General features: G+C 44.0%; 15 protein-coding genes. All 15 read left to right on the top strand.

All coding sequences use genetic code 11. The features are described 5' to 3' along the window. Positions 1–159: 159 nt before the first annotated feature. The 15 genes from rnc to ACR65H_RS07515 all read left to right on the top strand — a co-directional run bounded on the left by rnc (position 160) and on the right by ACR65H_RS07515 (position 14,635). Entirely contained in the window at positions 160–927 is a 768-nt protein-coding gene (gene rnc, locus ACR65H_RS07585) for a ribonuclease III (protein WP_440499547.1), read from the top strand. A gap of 2 nt (positions 928–929) precedes the next feature. Next, positions 930–4,487, top strand: coding sequence for a chromosome segregation protein SMC (smc, locus tag ACR65H_RS07580; RefSeq protein WP_440499546.1), 3,558 nt, complete (start codon positions 930–932; stop codon positions 4,485–4,487). Between the two features lie 34 nt (positions 4,488–4,521). Next, positions 4,522–5,511 carry a signal recognition particle-docking protein FtsY gene (gene ftsY, locus ACR65H_RS07575; RefSeq protein ID WP_440499545.1) on the top strand — a complete coding sequence of 330 codons (990 nt, stop codon included), beginning with the start codon at positions 4,522–4,524 and terminating at the stop codon, positions 5,509–5,511. A gap of 90 nt (positions 5,512–5,601) precedes the next feature. Next, positions 5,602–5,934 carry a putative DNA-binding protein gene (locus tag ACR65H_RS07570; protein WP_440499544.1) on the top strand — a complete coding sequence of 111 codons (333 nt, stop codon included), beginning with the start codon at positions 5,602–5,604 and terminating at the stop codon, positions 5,932–5,934. 12 nt (positions 5,935–5,946) lie between these two features. After that, on the top strand, positions 5,947–7,302 hold the full coding sequence (gene ffh, locus ACR65H_RS07565; RefSeq protein WP_440499543.1) for a signal recognition particle protein: 1,356 nt from the start codon (positions 5,947–5,949) through the stop codon (positions 7,300–7,302). A 112-nt stretch (positions 7,303–7,414) separates the two neighbouring features. Then, entirely contained in the window at positions 7,415–7,687 is a 273-nt protein-coding gene (gene rpsP / locus ACR65H_RS07560) for a 30S ribosomal protein S16 (protein WP_060209070.1), read from the top strand. A gap of 15 nt (positions 7,688–7,702) precedes the next feature. Continuing rightward, entirely contained in the window at positions 7,703–7,936 is a 234-nt protein-coding gene (locus ACR65H_RS07555) for a KH domain-containing protein (RefSeq protein ID WP_252503628.1), read from the top strand. Positions 7,937–8,082: 146 nt separating this feature from the next. Next, positions 8,083–8,598, top strand: coding sequence for a ribosome maturation factor RimM (gene rimM, locus ACR65H_RS07550; RefSeq protein WP_440499542.1), 516 nt, complete (start codon positions 8,083–8,085; stop codon positions 8,596–8,598). Next, the gene (trmD, locus tag ACR65H_RS07545; protein WP_440499660.1) at positions 8,598–9,338 is read left to right on the top strand and encodes a tRNA (guanosine(37)-N1)-methyltransferase TrmD; all 741 of its coding nucleotides are present in this window, start codon (positions 8,598–8,600) and stop codon (positions 9,336–9,338) included. The genes rimM and trmD overlap by 1 nt, the downstream gene beginning before the upstream one ends. A 262-nt stretch (positions 9,339–9,600) precedes the next feature. Next, positions 9,601–9,945: a 50S ribosomal protein L19 gene (rplS, locus tag ACR65H_RS07540; RefSeq protein ID WP_239429775.1), complete on the top strand. Its 345-nt coding sequence runs from the start codon at positions 9,601–9,603 to the stop codon at positions 9,943–9,945. A gap of 136 nt (positions 9,946–10,081) precedes the next feature. Then, entirely contained in the window at positions 10,082–10,639 is a 558-nt protein-coding gene (lepB, locus tag ACR65H_RS07535; RefSeq protein WP_440499541.1) for a signal peptidase I, read from the top strand. A gap of 17 nt (positions 10,640–10,656) precedes the next feature. Continuing rightward, positions 10,657–11,532, top strand: coding sequence for a ribosome biogenesis GTPase YlqF (gene ylqF / locus ACR65H_RS07530; protein WP_440499540.1), 876 nt, complete (start codon positions 10,657–10,659; stop codon positions 11,530–11,532). An 81-nt stretch (positions 11,533–11,613) separates the two neighbouring features. Then, positions 11,614–12,384 carry a ribonuclease HII gene (gene rnhB / locus ACR65H_RS07525; RefSeq protein WP_440499539.1) on the top strand — a complete coding sequence of 257 codons (771 nt, stop codon included), beginning with the start codon at positions 11,614–11,616 and terminating at the stop codon, positions 12,382–12,384. 8 nt (positions 12,385–12,392) lie between these two features. Next, positions 12,393–14,339: a TP0910 N-terminal domain-containing protein gene (locus ACR65H_RS07520; RefSeq protein ID WP_440499538.1), complete on the top strand. Its 1,947-nt coding sequence runs from the start codon at positions 12,393–12,395 to the stop codon at positions 14,337–14,339. Next, a complete protein-coding gene (locus ACR65H_RS07515) occupies positions 14,336–14,635 on the top strand; it encodes an EscU/YscU/HrcU family type III secretion system export apparatus switch protein (protein WP_440499537.1) in 300 nt (99 codons plus the stop codon). Before ACR65H_RS07520 ends, ACR65H_RS07515 begins: the two co-directional genes overlap by 4 nt. Positions 14,636–14,696: the final 61 nt, after the last annotated feature.

The raw sequence follows: 14,696 nt of genomic DNA, 5'->3' as shown, positions 1-14,696 counted from the left end.
TCCGAAAAACGGGCGCGTAATTATATGACGTATTTCCCTTGAGATGCTTTCAACCTTTCTTTTGATACGAAAGGAATGAAAGTATCTCTTTTCGGTTTTGCATGTATGGCACGAACAATGTAAAATTAAATGGACTATGAACTGAAAGGCAGAATCTTAATGACAAATAAACGGAATATAAAAAGTAAATACCCTATAGTCCCTCTTCCAAGCGAGGTGCGTAAAAAATTCGAAGATCTACAACAGCGTCTCGACATCCAATTTAAAGACGTATCTCTTCTATACAACGCATTCACTCATTCGTCTTATGTTAATGAGCACCGCAGAAAAAACTTCACGGATAACGAAAGGCTCGAATTCCTCGGGGATGCCGTACTCGAGCTCGGTGTGTCACGTTTCCTTTATGCGACTGAACCAAATATGAGTGAAGGTGAGTTGACGAAATTACGGGCTGCCATTGTTTGTGAACCTTCTCTCGTCAAGTTTTCGAATGAACTCCATTTTGGTGATTTTATTTTACTTGGCAAAGGTGAAGAGCAGACGGGCGGCAGATTACGGCCAGCACTGCTTGCGGACGTATTTGAAGCATATATTGGCGCTTTGTTTTTGGATCAAGGAATGGAGCCAGTCACCCATTTCCTTGAAAAGGTTGTATTCCCGAAAATCGGGGACGGTGCTTTTTCGCATGTGATGGATTATAAAAGCCGCTTGCAGGAAATCGTACAACAGACGAACAGCGGTAGCTTGAACTATGAAATTGTCGAAGAAAAAGGTCCTGCGCATGCGAAAAAGTTTGTCACTGTCGTTAGATTGGAAAATCGTGAATTAGGGACCGGAATCGGTAGGTCTAAAAAAGAAGCCGAGCAGGAAGCGGCCCGTCAAGCCATCCAAGTATTAAAAGGTAATGAGGCCGAAGGGGAGAACTGATTGTGTTTCTGAAGAGAGTTGAAATTATTGGGTTCAAATCATTTGCTGAACGGATAGGCATCGATTTTGTTCCTGGCGTAACAGCCATCGTAGGTCCGAATGGAAGTGGAAAGAGCAATATAACTGATGCGATCCGTTGGGTGCTCGGCGAACAATCGGCCAAATCTCTCCGAGGTGCGAAGATGGAAGATGTCATTTTTGCAGGGAGTGATTCCCGGAAGCCGCTTAATTATGCGGAAGTGACGCTCATCCTCGATAATACGAATGGCCTTTTTCCGCTTGATTACACGGAAATTAGCGTGAGTCGCAGGGTATTCCGTTCGGGGGAAAGTAATTACTTATTGAACGGTCAACAATGCCGATTGAAAGATATTAATGATGTTTTCATGGATTCCGGTTTAGGTAAGGAAGCTTTTTCAATCATTTCCCAAGGACGGGTAGATGAGATACTGAACAGCCGGCCGGAAGATAGACGAAGTATATTTGATGAGGCAGCTGGCGTGTTGAAATACAAAACACGCAAAAGGAAAGCTGAACATAAGCTTTTCGAAACGGAAGACAATTTAGATCGTGTACTTGATATTCTCAAGGAATTGGATACAAGAATTGGCCCTCTTGAAAGGAATGCCGAAGCGGCCGAAAAACATCAGTTGCTGTCCGCGGAAATTAGAGAAGCGGATGTCCGCCTTCTAAATCATGATGGTGCGAAATTGCGTGAAGAAATCATTGCGAAAACGGGCCGGATCGAAGAAAAGCGATTGGAGCGCGATCGATTAGTATCGGAAATATCAAAGGCTGAACAAGAGTCCAATGCACATAAGATGCGACTGGCCCAAACAGACCGAAATATTGAAACGCTTCAAAAGCAATTAGTGGAAATCAGTGCGGAGTCCGAAAAATGGGAAGGTCGTCGTCTCTTATCACTTGAAAAACAGAAAAATTCTGAGCAGCAACTTAAGCGGATCCGACAAGAATTAGCGGAAGCTGAAAGCAATAAAGAAGACCTTGTTGTCAAATTGGCCGCTGCAAAAGAGAAATTAGCTATAACAGGATCGGAACTGGAAAAGATTAATTCGGAGATAAACGAAATTACTCAAATCCTGAAAAGGTCGGCAAAAGAGACTGAAAATGAAATCGACGAATTGAAGTCTAGCTATATCGAAATGTTGAACGAAGAAGCGACGATTCGGAATGATTTAAAGCATATCGAGGAACGGATGCAAGGTGAAAAAACTTCTTCTGTCCGAATCTCAGAACAAACTTCCGTATTGAAAAGCAGACTTCAAGAGTTGAAGGCAAAAAGATCTATCCAGTCGGTTGAACTCTCCTCTTTGCAAGAGAAGAAGGAGGAGGCGGAGGCCGCTTTCAAGCAGTCTGAAACACTTTATCGTGAAGCTGAAGAGGAATTGACAACCCAACAGCAATTTATGCAAAATGCGATGAACAAGCAGTCTGAAATGCAAGGTAGGCTGCGTGTACTCCAAAGCTTGGAAGCTGATTTTTCAGGTTTCTATTCAGGTGTCAAAGCTGTGCTGATTGCGGCTAAAGAAGGAAGATTGCGCGGTGTAGATGGAGCTGTCGCAGAGCTGATCACAGTCGGAGATTCCCATATAAAAGCGATTGAAACTGCTTTGGGCGGCGCGATGCAGCATATCGTCACGTCGACGGAGGCGGAGGCGCGGAATGCAATCGGTTATCTGAAGCAGAAAAATGCTGGTCGTGCGACATTTTTGCCGCGTGATGTCATAAAGTCTAGGAAACTTCCGATAGCATCCCTCCGTATTGTGGAGCAGCATCCCGAATTCGTCGGCACAGCTGATCAGCTCGTGCAGACGGATGAAGCGTTTTCCGTCATTACGGAAAACTTACTTGGAATGACAATTGTTGCTAGAACATTGGCTGGAGCTTCAGCTATCGCCAAATTGTTAGGATATAAATTCCGGATTGTTACACTTGACGGAGATGTCGTGAATGCCGGCGGTTCGCTTACTGGCGGAGGAGCGAAAGGGCAGTCGACAGTGTTCTCACGTAAAGCGGAATTGGAAACGCTAAGTACACAACTATCAAGAATGTCCGCCTCCATTAAAGCGGCTACTAGCAAAATAGGCAATTCAAAAATGTCTGTCGCACAGCATATGCATGATACGGAGAAGTATCGGCAACTGCGGGATGCAACTCGACAAGAAATGATTGCAATCGAATCCGTCATTCGGGAACTGGATATGGAAATTAGAGCAATCGAGTCGGAAATCTCATTAGCTGAAAAAGGAATTGAAGGCTCGGAAAGCGTTGGGGCAGAACTCCAAAATAGGAAAAAGAAATTGCTTGAACGGCATGAATTCATCAAGTCATCGTTGGATTCCACCCAGAAGGAAGTTGAAACACTCGAGCGTTTGGCTGCGGATCGTCGAAATGAAGAAACTGCGTTGATGACTAAAAATAGCGAGCTCCGGGAGCAGGCTGCCATCCTTCGAGAACAGAAAGGACATCAACAGTCTACGATCGCAGAGATGGAGCAATCGCTAAACCAACTGGAACAAAAAATGGCCAATTTGGTATCCGACCAAGAATTATACGCCGAGCGTGAATTAGGTATCGATCTCACACCAGAAGAAATAGCTGCACAAATAGATCGGTCGACGAGAGAGAAGTCGGCCATCGAACAATCATTATCTGATGAACGGGACAATAGGAATCAACTAGCCACTGTACTCGAAGAGCAGGAAGACCTTTTAAAACGTCTACGTCTCGAGGAAGGGAAGGCGGTCTCTTCGTTAAATGAAATAAATGTTGCAGCTTCACGTCTGGAAGTGAAATATGAATCCGTCACAAATCGCTTATTGGACGATTATGGCCTTTATCCTGATTTTGAATCGGAAAGTGACTTTGATGTGGATGTCACACGTAAACGTGTCGAGGAATTAAAAAGCGAAATCGAGTCTCTTGGCTCAGTTAATCCTAGTGCGATACAAGAATTCAAGGAAGTGTCGGAGCGTCACGCATTTTTGACAGAACAACGTAACGACCTGTTAGAAGCCAAAAACACTTTGAATGAAGCGATGTCAGAAATGGACCGTGAAATGGAAATGCGATTCAGTACGACGTTCAATGCAGTACGGAGTCGATTCCATACTGTTTTCAAGGAAATGTTCGGTGGCGGGGATGCAGATTTGATCCTTACTCAACCTGACAACTTATTGGAAACGGGAGTTGAAATCGTCGCTAGGCCGCCTGGTAAAAAGTTGCAGAATTTGAGTCTGTTATCGGGTGGTGAAAGAGCGCTCACTGCGATTACTTTGCTGTTCTCCATAATTGAAGTGCGTCCTGTTCCTTTCTGCATTTTGGATGAAGTTGAAGCTGCGCTCGACGAAGCGAATGTCATCCGGTACAGTAAGTACTTGAAGAAGTTCTCGGACAATACCCAATTCATCGTTATCACCCATCGAAAAGGGACGATGGAAGGGGCTGATGTCCTTTATGGAATTACGATGCAGGAGTCAGGAGTCTCGAAGTTGATTTCGGTCAAGCTTTCCGAAGTTCCTGCCGAAGTGTTAGGGTAAGTATTGACAGAAACGATAAAAGGAGAGAGTCGGATTGGCTTTTTTTAAGAAACTGAAAGAAAAAATCTCAGGCACAAATGAAACGGTAACTGAAAAATTTAAAGAAGGTTTGTCGAAAACCAGAAATTCATTCACCTCCAAGGTGAACGATCTCGTGGCACGTTTCCGTGAAGTCGATGAGGAGTTTTTCGAAGAGCTTGAGGAATTGTTATTACAGGCAGATGTAGGCGTTGAAACGGTCATGGAGCTAGTTGATGAATTACGTTGGGAAGTTCAACGGAAAAACATTAAAAATACTGAAGGCATCCAATCTGTCATATCTGAAAAGCTCGTGGAAATTTATAAGGCTGGCGAAGAGCTTGACACCGACTTGAATATGCAAGATGAATTGACTGTCATTCTCATGGTAGGTGTCAACGGTGTAGGAAAGACGACGACGATCGGGAAGCTTGCGGCGCGCCTGAAAGATGAAGGAAAGACTGTCATGCTTGCGGCTGGGGATACATTTCGGGCAGGTGCGATCGATCAGCTAGTCGTCTGGGGCGAGCGCGTCGGTGTTGAAGTGATTAGGCAATCGGAAGGGTCTGACCCCGCGGCGGTTATGTACGATGCCATTCGTGCAGCAAAAAGCCGTAAAGTGGACGTGTTAATTTGTGATACTGCCGGCAGATTGCAAAACAAAGTGAACTTGATGAATGAACTCGAGAAAGTCCACCGAGTAATTGGCAAGGAAATCGAAGGGGCGCCACACGAAGTCCTTCTCGCACTTGATGCGACGACTGGGCAAAATGCATTGATTCAGGCCCAAACGTTCAAAGAGGCGACGAACGTGACCGGAATCGTCCTCACGAAGCTTGACGGGACGGCGAAAGGCGGTATTGTATTAGCGATCCGCAACAAACTCAACATTCCTGTTAAATTTGTCGGCCTTGGCGAGGGAATGGACGATTTGCAGCCGTTTGATCCGGAAAAATATGTGTACGGTCTATTTGCAGACGGCTTGGAAAAAGAAGCGGAAGAATGATTGTTCATACTTTTCTTCTCGTCTAGACAAGTATTTTTACTTGACAGTTCATTTCCGGCATACTAAGATTAACAGAGGGGGCGAAGCGCAATGCTTGAAAAAACGACTCGCGTCAACTTCCTCTATGATTTCTATCAGACACTGTTGACCGAAAAACAAAGGGTTTACATGCAACTCTATTATCTCGACGACCTATCTCTCGGTGAAATCGCAGAAGAATACGGTGTGTCGAGGCAAGCTGTCTATGACAATGTCCGAAGAACGGAAGCTATGCTGGAAGATTATGAAGAAAAACTGAAGTTGTTCTCCAAATTCCGAAAGCGGATGGAGATTATTGATAAGCTGGAAGAGCTTATGCTCGGAGATGATGAAGCATCCAATGAAGTTCGTATTTTATTGAACTCATTGAAAGATCATGAATAGGGGGTTCTATGCATGGCATTTGAAGGTTTGGCCCAGCGCCTGCAAGGGACGCTTCAGAAAATAAAGGGCAAAGGTAAAATCAGTGAAGCCGACGTCAAGGAAATGATGCGTGAAGTGCGATTTGCACTTATTGAAGCCGACGTCAACTTGAAAGTCGTAAAAGAATTCATTAAGACAGTAAGTGAACGTGCTGTCGGTCAAGACGTCATGAAGAGTCTGACACCCGGCCAGCAAGTCGTGAAAATCGTAAAAGATGAATTGACGAACTTAATGGGCGGAGAACAAAACCCGATCCAATTTGCAAGAAAAGCACCAACAGTTATTATGATGGTTGGTTTGCAAGGGGCGGGGAAAACGACGACGACAGGCAAGCTCGCAACAGTCCTCCGTAAACGACATAATAAGAAACCGCTCCTAGTAGCGGCGGACGTTTATCGTCCAGCAGCGATCCAGCAATTGGAAACGCTCGGTAAACAATTGACGTTGCCTGTCTTTTCATTAGGGACGGAAGTTTCTCCGGTTGAAATTGCGCGCCAAGCGCTAGCAGAAGCCGAAAAGGAACATCATGACGTCGTCATCATCGATACGGCGGGACGCCTGCATGTCGATGAAAATCTAATGCAGGAATTGAAGGATATCCGAGAACTAAGCAAACCCGACGAAGTATTCCTCGTCGTTGATGCGATGACAGGGCAGGATGCTGTAAATGTAGCAAAATCATTTGACGAAGCAATCGGAATAACGGGAGTCGTCTTGACGAAGCTCGACGGAGACACTCGTGGCGGTGCTGCATTATCCATCCGTTCTGTTACACAAAAGCCGATTAAATTTGTCGGTATGGGTGAAAAGATGGACGCCTTGGAACCGTTCCATCCCGAGCGGATGGCATCCCGGATTTTAGGGATGGGAGACGTCATGTCTTTGATCGAAAAGGCGCAGGAAAGTGTAGACGAAGAGAAGGCGAAGGAGCTTGAACAAAAGTTCCGCACGCAAACATTTACGCTCGATGACTTCTTGGATCAGCTCCAGCAAGTGAAAAAGATGGGTCCTCTTGATGAAATATTGAAGATGATGCCTGGGATGAATAAAATCAAAGGGCTTGAAAATGCCCAAGTTGATGAAAGCCAGATGGGACGCGTAGAAGCAGTTATCCGTTCGATGACAATTGCGGAACGTACAACACCTGAAATTATTAATGCAAACAGACGTAAGCGGATTGCAAAAGGATCGGGAACTTCCATTCAAGAAGTAAACCGTCTATTGAAGCAATTCGAAGACATGAAGAAGATGGTCAAACAAATGACCAACATGCAGCAAAAGGGTAAAAAGAAAATGAAAATGCCTGGTTTCGACTCTTTATTCAGGTGAAAACTTGCAATTTCAACGTAATTTTAAGGTGTTAAGAAAAAACACTTTACAAACATGAAAAACCTTGATAATATACTATCTTGTGTGAAACTATTCGGAGGTGCAAGAAAAAATGTCAGTAAAAATTCGTCTTAAACGTATGGGAGCAAAGAAAACTCCTTTCTATCGTATTGTTGTAGCAGATTCACGTTCACCACGTGATGGTCGTCAAATCGAAACAGTAGGTACGTACAACCCACTTACAAAACCTGCTGAAGTGAAAATCGACGAAGAATTGGCTCTTAAATGGCTTCAAAACGGTGCTAAGCCTTCTGATACAGTTCGTAATCTGTTCTCAGAACAAGGCATCATGGAGAAATTCCACAACGCTAAATACGGTAAATAATCAGGAGGGGTGGACATGAAGCAGCTGATTGAAACGATTGTCAAACCTTTGGTCGATCATCCCGGAGATGTTCAGGTCGACAAAGATGAGCAACATCATCGTGTCACTTACAAACTTTCCGTAAACCCCGAGGATATGGGGAAAGTGATCGGAAAGCAGGGGCGTGTCGCAAAAGCGATACGAACTATTGTTTATTCAGCAGCGGGAAGTCGCCACGGTAAGAAAGTTTACCTTGATATTGTTGATTGACATTCGTCATGAACAACTGGTTTCCGAGAGCAGACTTAATGTTTGCAAAAGAAACTATCACAAAAAAGGAGGGAGCTCATGTTCCTTCCTTTTTTGTCTACTTATGAAATGCATCCAAGTCCCGATTGAAAAGGAAGGTGTATTGTATGCAATGGTTCAACGTTGGAAAAATTGTCAACACACATGGAATACAAGGTGAAGTACGCGTCATCTCACGCACCGATTTCCCGGATGAAAGATATTCGGTTGGAAATGAACTCTCTTTGTTCATGCCGAATGAAAAAAAGCCGATTAAGTTGATTGTAGCAAGTCATCGCCGCCATAAGAACTTCGATCTTCTCACATTTGAAGGGCATTACAATATCAACGATGTTGAAAAGTACAGAGACGGCTTATTGAAAGTATCTGAAAAGCAGCTGGGCGATCTTGGTGAGAACGAATTCTATTATCATGAAATCATCGGTTGCATTGTTTATACGGATGCTGGTGAAGAGCTAGGCGAAGTGACCGAAATAATCGAAACTGGGGCCAATGATGTGTGGACTGTAACTCCTAAAAATGGGAAACCACATTATATTCCATATATCGAAGATGTTGTCAAAGAAGTTGATATTGAAAAGAAACAAATTATCATTGAGCCGATGGAAGGACTTCTTTCATGATGAAAATAGATGTCCTTTCGCTGTTTCCTGAAATGTTCGAAGGCGTCCTGCATTCTTCCATTATGAAAAAGGCACAAGAAAACGAAGCTGTTTCCTTTAAAGTTACCGATTTCAGAGATTTCTCCGGCAACAAGCACCATAAAGTGGATGACTACCCATATGGAGGCGGTGCAGGGATGGTTTTGAAACCCGAGCCGCTCTTCGCTGCAGTCGAATCACTCGCCCTTGAAGAATCAAAGAAGCCGCGTGTCATCCTTATGTGCCCTCAAGGCGCTAGATTCAATCAGCAAAAGGCCGAGGAGCTTTCCAAGGAAGAACATCTAGTCTTCCTTTGTGGCCATTATGAAGGCTATGACGAGCGTATACGCGAGCATCTTGTCACAGATGAAATATCGCTCGGAGACTTCGTGCTGACAGGCGGGGAGATCGCATCCATGGCAATCATCGACAGTGTCGTTAGACTATTGCCCAATGTATTAGGAAACACGGATTCCCCTGTCCATGATTCATTCTCGACAGGGCTCCTCGAACACCCCCAATATACAAGACCAGCTGATTTCAGAGGAATGAAAGTGCCTGATATATTGCTTTCAGGAAACCATGCCGAAATCGAAAAATGGCGCCAAGAACAATCTCTAAGACGCACATTCGAACGCAGAAGAGACCTGTTGGTAGATGCCCCATTAACAGACCATCAACAAAAGGTATTGAAACAGTTAATTGAAAAAGAGACTGATTGATAGGCGTTTCGTTGATTGAAGCGAAAGGCGGCGACTCTTGGGGGATAAGCGGGACAGGTGAGACCCCGCAACGAAGTGAGGAGGCTCACCGCCCGCCCCCCGGAAAGCGACCGCCTGTAGCGAAAATCAACTTTTTGGGCTTGCATCAGTTAGCCCTTTATGATAATATCTACTATGTACTTCTATGGGGAGTACATACTGACTGGTGTTCCGCTGCAAAGGCAAAAAGTGCAAGAGCATCTGTGGATAAGGAGAGAAAAACATGCAAAACATTATTGCAGAAGTAACAAAAGACCAACTTCGTACAGACCATCCTGATTTCCGTCCTGGGGACACTGTCCGCTTGCACGTGAAAATCGTTGAGGGCACGCGCGAGCGTATCCAATTGTTCGAAGGTGTCGTTATCAAGCGTCGTGGTGGCGGGATCAGTGAAACATTTACTGTCCGTAAAATCTCCAACGGTGTAGGTGTTGAACGTACATTCCCTGTACACACACCGAAAATCGCTAAACTTGAAGTTACTCGTCGCGGTAAAGTACGTCGTGCGAAATTGTACTACCTTCGCAGCCTTCGCGGAAAAGCTGCACGTATCAAAGAAATTCGATAAAATTCAAACAGCGGGGATTACATCTCCGCTGTTTCCTATTCAACAGAAGGAGACCAAAAAAATGGTCTCCTTTCTTTTTGCCTCCATACTAAATAGAATGTACAATGAAGGTAGTGACTTGGCAGGAGGCTTTGTGATGAATGATGAGAAGAAAAAAAATGAAACTTGGGAATGGATAAAAGCGCTATTAATTGCGTTTGGATTGGCGGCAATCATCCGGATCTTCCTATTCACACCGATAGTTGTGGATGGTATTTCAATGATGCCGACGCTTGAACACGGCGACAAAATGATCGTCAACAAAATCGGCTACACACTCGGCAAACCCGACCGTTTTGACATCGTCGTATTTCATGCACCTGAAAAGAAGGATTACATTAAAAGGGTCATCGGCCTTCCAGGGGATAAAGTGGAATATAAAGATGATGTTCTCTACATTAACGATCAACCTTATGACGAACCATACCTTGATCAATATAAAGCCGAAGTAACAGAAGGCACTCTAACCGAAGATTTCACACTGGAAGAGAAAATCGGTATGCAGACAGTTCCCGAAGGCCATGTCTTCGTAATGGGTGATAACCGCCGGAAAAGTAAAGATTCCAGACACATAGGAGCAGTACCGATTGATGAAATTATAGGAAGCACAAAATTTATATTCTGGCCGATCAATGACTTCGGCATGGTGGACTGAAAGAAAGGATGAAATCAATGACCATTCAATGGTTTCCAGGCCATATGGCCAAAGCAAGACGTGAAGTGACGGAGCAATTGAAGCTTGTCGACATCGTATTCGAATTGATTGATGCTCGATTGCCTCTCTCTTCTAGAAACCCGATGATCGATGAAGTCATCCAGCAAAAACCGCGATTGCTCATTTTAAATAAAATGGACCTTGCAGACGAGAAGGAAACGGAACGTTGGATCAAACACTTCGATTCGAAAGGAATCCGTGCTGTTGCCATCAATTCCTTCGAAGGTAAAGGATTGCAAACAGTGACGAAGGCGGCGAAGGAAATACTTGCTCCGAAAATCGAGCGTCTGAAAAAGAGAGGCATACGACCAGGAGCAATTCGCGCCATGATTGTCGGAATCCCTAATGTCGGGAAGTCGACTTTGATCAACCGCTTGGCAAAGAAAAATATAGCGAAGACAGGAAACAAGCCAGGCGTCACAAAAGCACAGCAATGGATCAAATTCGAAAAGGAACTTGAATTGCTCGACACTCCCGGAATTCTTTGGCCGAAATTTGAAGACCAGGCTGTCGGTTATAAGCTTGCCCTTACAGGCGCAATCAAGGATACGATCGTTAATATGGAAAGCTTGGCGGTATATGGGCTTCGCTTTTTGGAGGAGCATTACCCCGACCGACTCGAGCAACGTTACGGGATCCCGACTGTAGGCGAGGATATCCAAAAAGTATTCGATGTGATCGGCGAGTCCCGAAAAGCATATACACAAGGCGGCGAAATCGATTACGACAAAGTGGCTGAGTTGATTATCCAAGATATCCGCAATGAGTTGCTTGGCAAACTGACTTTCGATTTTACGTCTGATTTAGTACAGGTCGATGACGTCACGGAATAAACCCGTGACTTATCGACCTTTTCTTATTGAGGGAGTCACAATCCGGATTTTTGTCCGATATATAAATAGAAGGTGAAGAAAATGAAAACGATTAAAGAAATTTCCGACATACTGAATCAAACCACGAACCCAGAGCCATGGATGAAAGAATTGGAAGACGACTACCGCGCAGGCGTCAAAACCGAATTGAAAAAATGGTATCGCAATTATGCGAAAAAACAACAGTTGGAAGAAATGCTGCAAGAAAAAATCGATTTCGATGCTGCATTTAAAACAGCCGAAGACACACTTGTCGCAGGTGTCGACGAGGCCGGCAGAGGGCCACTTGCAGGACCAGTCGTTTGTGCTACTGTCATATTGCCAAATGAAGCTCCGCAACTGCTTGGCCTTAATGATTCTAAAAAAATATCTGCCCAAGAAAGAAATCGATTAGCTTCTATTATTAAAGACATCGCGATCAGTTATTCAATACATATTCAATCAGCAGAAAGAATCGATCAAATAAACATCTATGCAGCTACTCGAGAATCAATGGAAATAGCTGTAACGAATCTACACATTCAACCGGATATCGTCTTGGCGGACGCCATGAAACTACAGCTTAGCTGCAAGACAGTTTCGATCATTAAAGGGGACGCTCAAAGTCTTGCCATAGCGGCCGCTTCCATTCTTGCAAAGACAACGAGAGATCAATTGATGGACGAACTTCATGAAGAATTTCCGATATACAATTTTAAGAAAAACGTTGGATACGGCACTGGAGAGCATGTGGAGGCGCTGCACCTGCATGGACCGTGTAAACACCATAGAAAGACGTTTGAACCTGTAAAATCGATTTTAGAAGGAAGGTGAGCTCCAATATGAATTATCCATCGATTCCCCGTTTTAGCAGTCAGTCCATATCTGTATCACAACAGCCTTTGACGATTCGGGAAGGCCAAATGTTTCATGGGCAAATTAAACAGCTTTATCCTGGCCAGATGGCTGAAGTGCAAATCGGTGGACAAAAATTGATGGCAAGACTTGAAGTGCCCATGAAAGCGGGCGACGCTTATTATTTTCAAGTGAAATCAGTCACTCCTGAACTACAAATCAAAGTAATTTCAGGACCTTTACAAGCAACTGAAGGACAAGCGAGGCAATTGTCAAACTTAATGGATTCAATGCAACTCCCAAAATCTCCGGAGATGCAAAACGTATTAAATCATTTTTTGAATCAAAAACTTCCCATTTCCAAAGAAGTCTTGCTGGAAGCGGTTCAGCTGTTGAAAACAGTTCAACCATCTATTTATAATGACGCGCTCAACTCCATTCAGAAATTAGTCGATTTGAAATTACCACTTACCGAAGTCAATTTACAGTCACTACTAGGAGTAGAGATTAAAGAGGGACTCCACCAGAGCTTGAATGCATTAAGGAATGCATTAGCCGAAGATACAGGCATACAAACGCAGTTGAAGGAAACAATCCTTTCAACGTTAGGAGCTGGAGGCAAGCTGATAGCTTCTGCCATGGAAAGAGCGTTGTTGAGTACTGCGATGCTGCAAATGTTAAACGAAGCTGCTCCTCGAGAAGAACGATTCCAAGTTTTGCAGATACTGAAGAGCGCAGGGGTTATGCCTCCGAATGCAACGCTTGCCAATTTGCAGTCGATACTCCATTCAGATTTGATTGAAAGTACTGCAACGGTGCCGAAGATGGAATCAGGAAGTCAGACCATGGAGTCGCGCGCCATCAGCTCGTCGAACCCGACTCAAATAACGGCTTCCTCATTATTGGAAGCTTGGAAATCTATCTTACGAGCAGACTCTTCCGGTACCTCTGCAGGAGTAGAAGTCGAGTTAAGCCAACTGAAAAATTTACTCAAAAACGATTCTGTCCTGCAACAGCCCATTAGGCTTCAGCTGACAGCTCTTATAGAAGAATTGGAAAGCAATCCTTCTGTCGGAATTAGAAGCTCCCTAGTCGGTGAGCAGATCAGTAGGATGATGGTCAGCATGATATTAGAACAAAACCAAGCTATGCCGTTTCAGACTGAGATGACAACCGGTTTTGCGAAACTATTGAACTCTGAAAACGTTGATGTCAAGCTTCAAGAGCTTTTTCGGGCAATGGAGCAATCGTCTTTGCCTGTAACAAAGGAATTGATTCGGACTGCTCAAGCAGCTGTAGAGCTTGTGATTGACGGCAAAGTGATAAAAGAATCGATGCAAACCGTTTTCAAATCACTCGGACTTAATTATGAAGCGGAGTTGCTTCATCGAAATGCAGACGTTAGCAGGATAATGGAAACGCTCAAACCTCAATTGGTCGCTCTGTTGCATGACAGCATGGTTTCTCCTATATCTCGTGAAGCTGCAGAGATGGTAATTACGAGAATGAATGGTACGCTCTTACATTCTGGCGATACAGGTGTGAACCAGCAAATTATTATGCAGCTGCCCCTCGAGTTCCTCGGTAAACGGATTGACGCAACGCTCCAATGGAATGGAAGGAAAAAGGACGATGGTAAAATCGATTCGGATTTTGCAAGAATACTATTTTATTTGGAATTGGAATCGATTCATAAGACAGTCGTGGATATGCAAGTTCAAAATCGTGTCGTCACTTTAACGGTTTTCAATGAAACGCCACAATTAAGGGAGACCGGTCATCTTTTACATGAAAAATTACGTATGGGACTCGAATCGATTGACTATCGGCTGTCTGGAGTCACCTTTAAAAAGTTTGAGGAAGAAGGCAAAAGAGAGTCAAAAAGGCGGAATGAAATGATTTCAGATCAAGGTGGAGTTGACTTCCGAATATGACAGAACAAAAACACACTCGTAAAGAAGCAGTTGCGTTGTCCTATAATCCGAATGCTGGCGATGCACCGAAAGTTGTGGCAAAAGGAAAAGGAAAAATTGCGGAAAACATTTTGAACAAGGCGCAAGAGCATGACGTTCCAATACAAGAGGATCCGACACTGATCGAATTGCTAGGGCAGCTTGAGGTGAATGAAACAATTCCAGAGCAATTGTATCAGGCTGTAGCAGAAGTGTTTGCATACATCTATCAAGTAGATAGGGAGCATGAATCTCGAAAGAATAATAGGGCAGAATGACGAAAAGTATCAAATAATATCAAAAAATGCTTATATGCCTACAACAATTGTGGACATTATT

The sequence above is a fragment of the Sporosarcina sp. SAFN-015 genome (assembly GCF_059415085.1).
The sequence above is the reverse complement of the archived record's forward strand: the minus strand, read 5'-3'. Positions and strand labels throughout refer to the sequence as shown.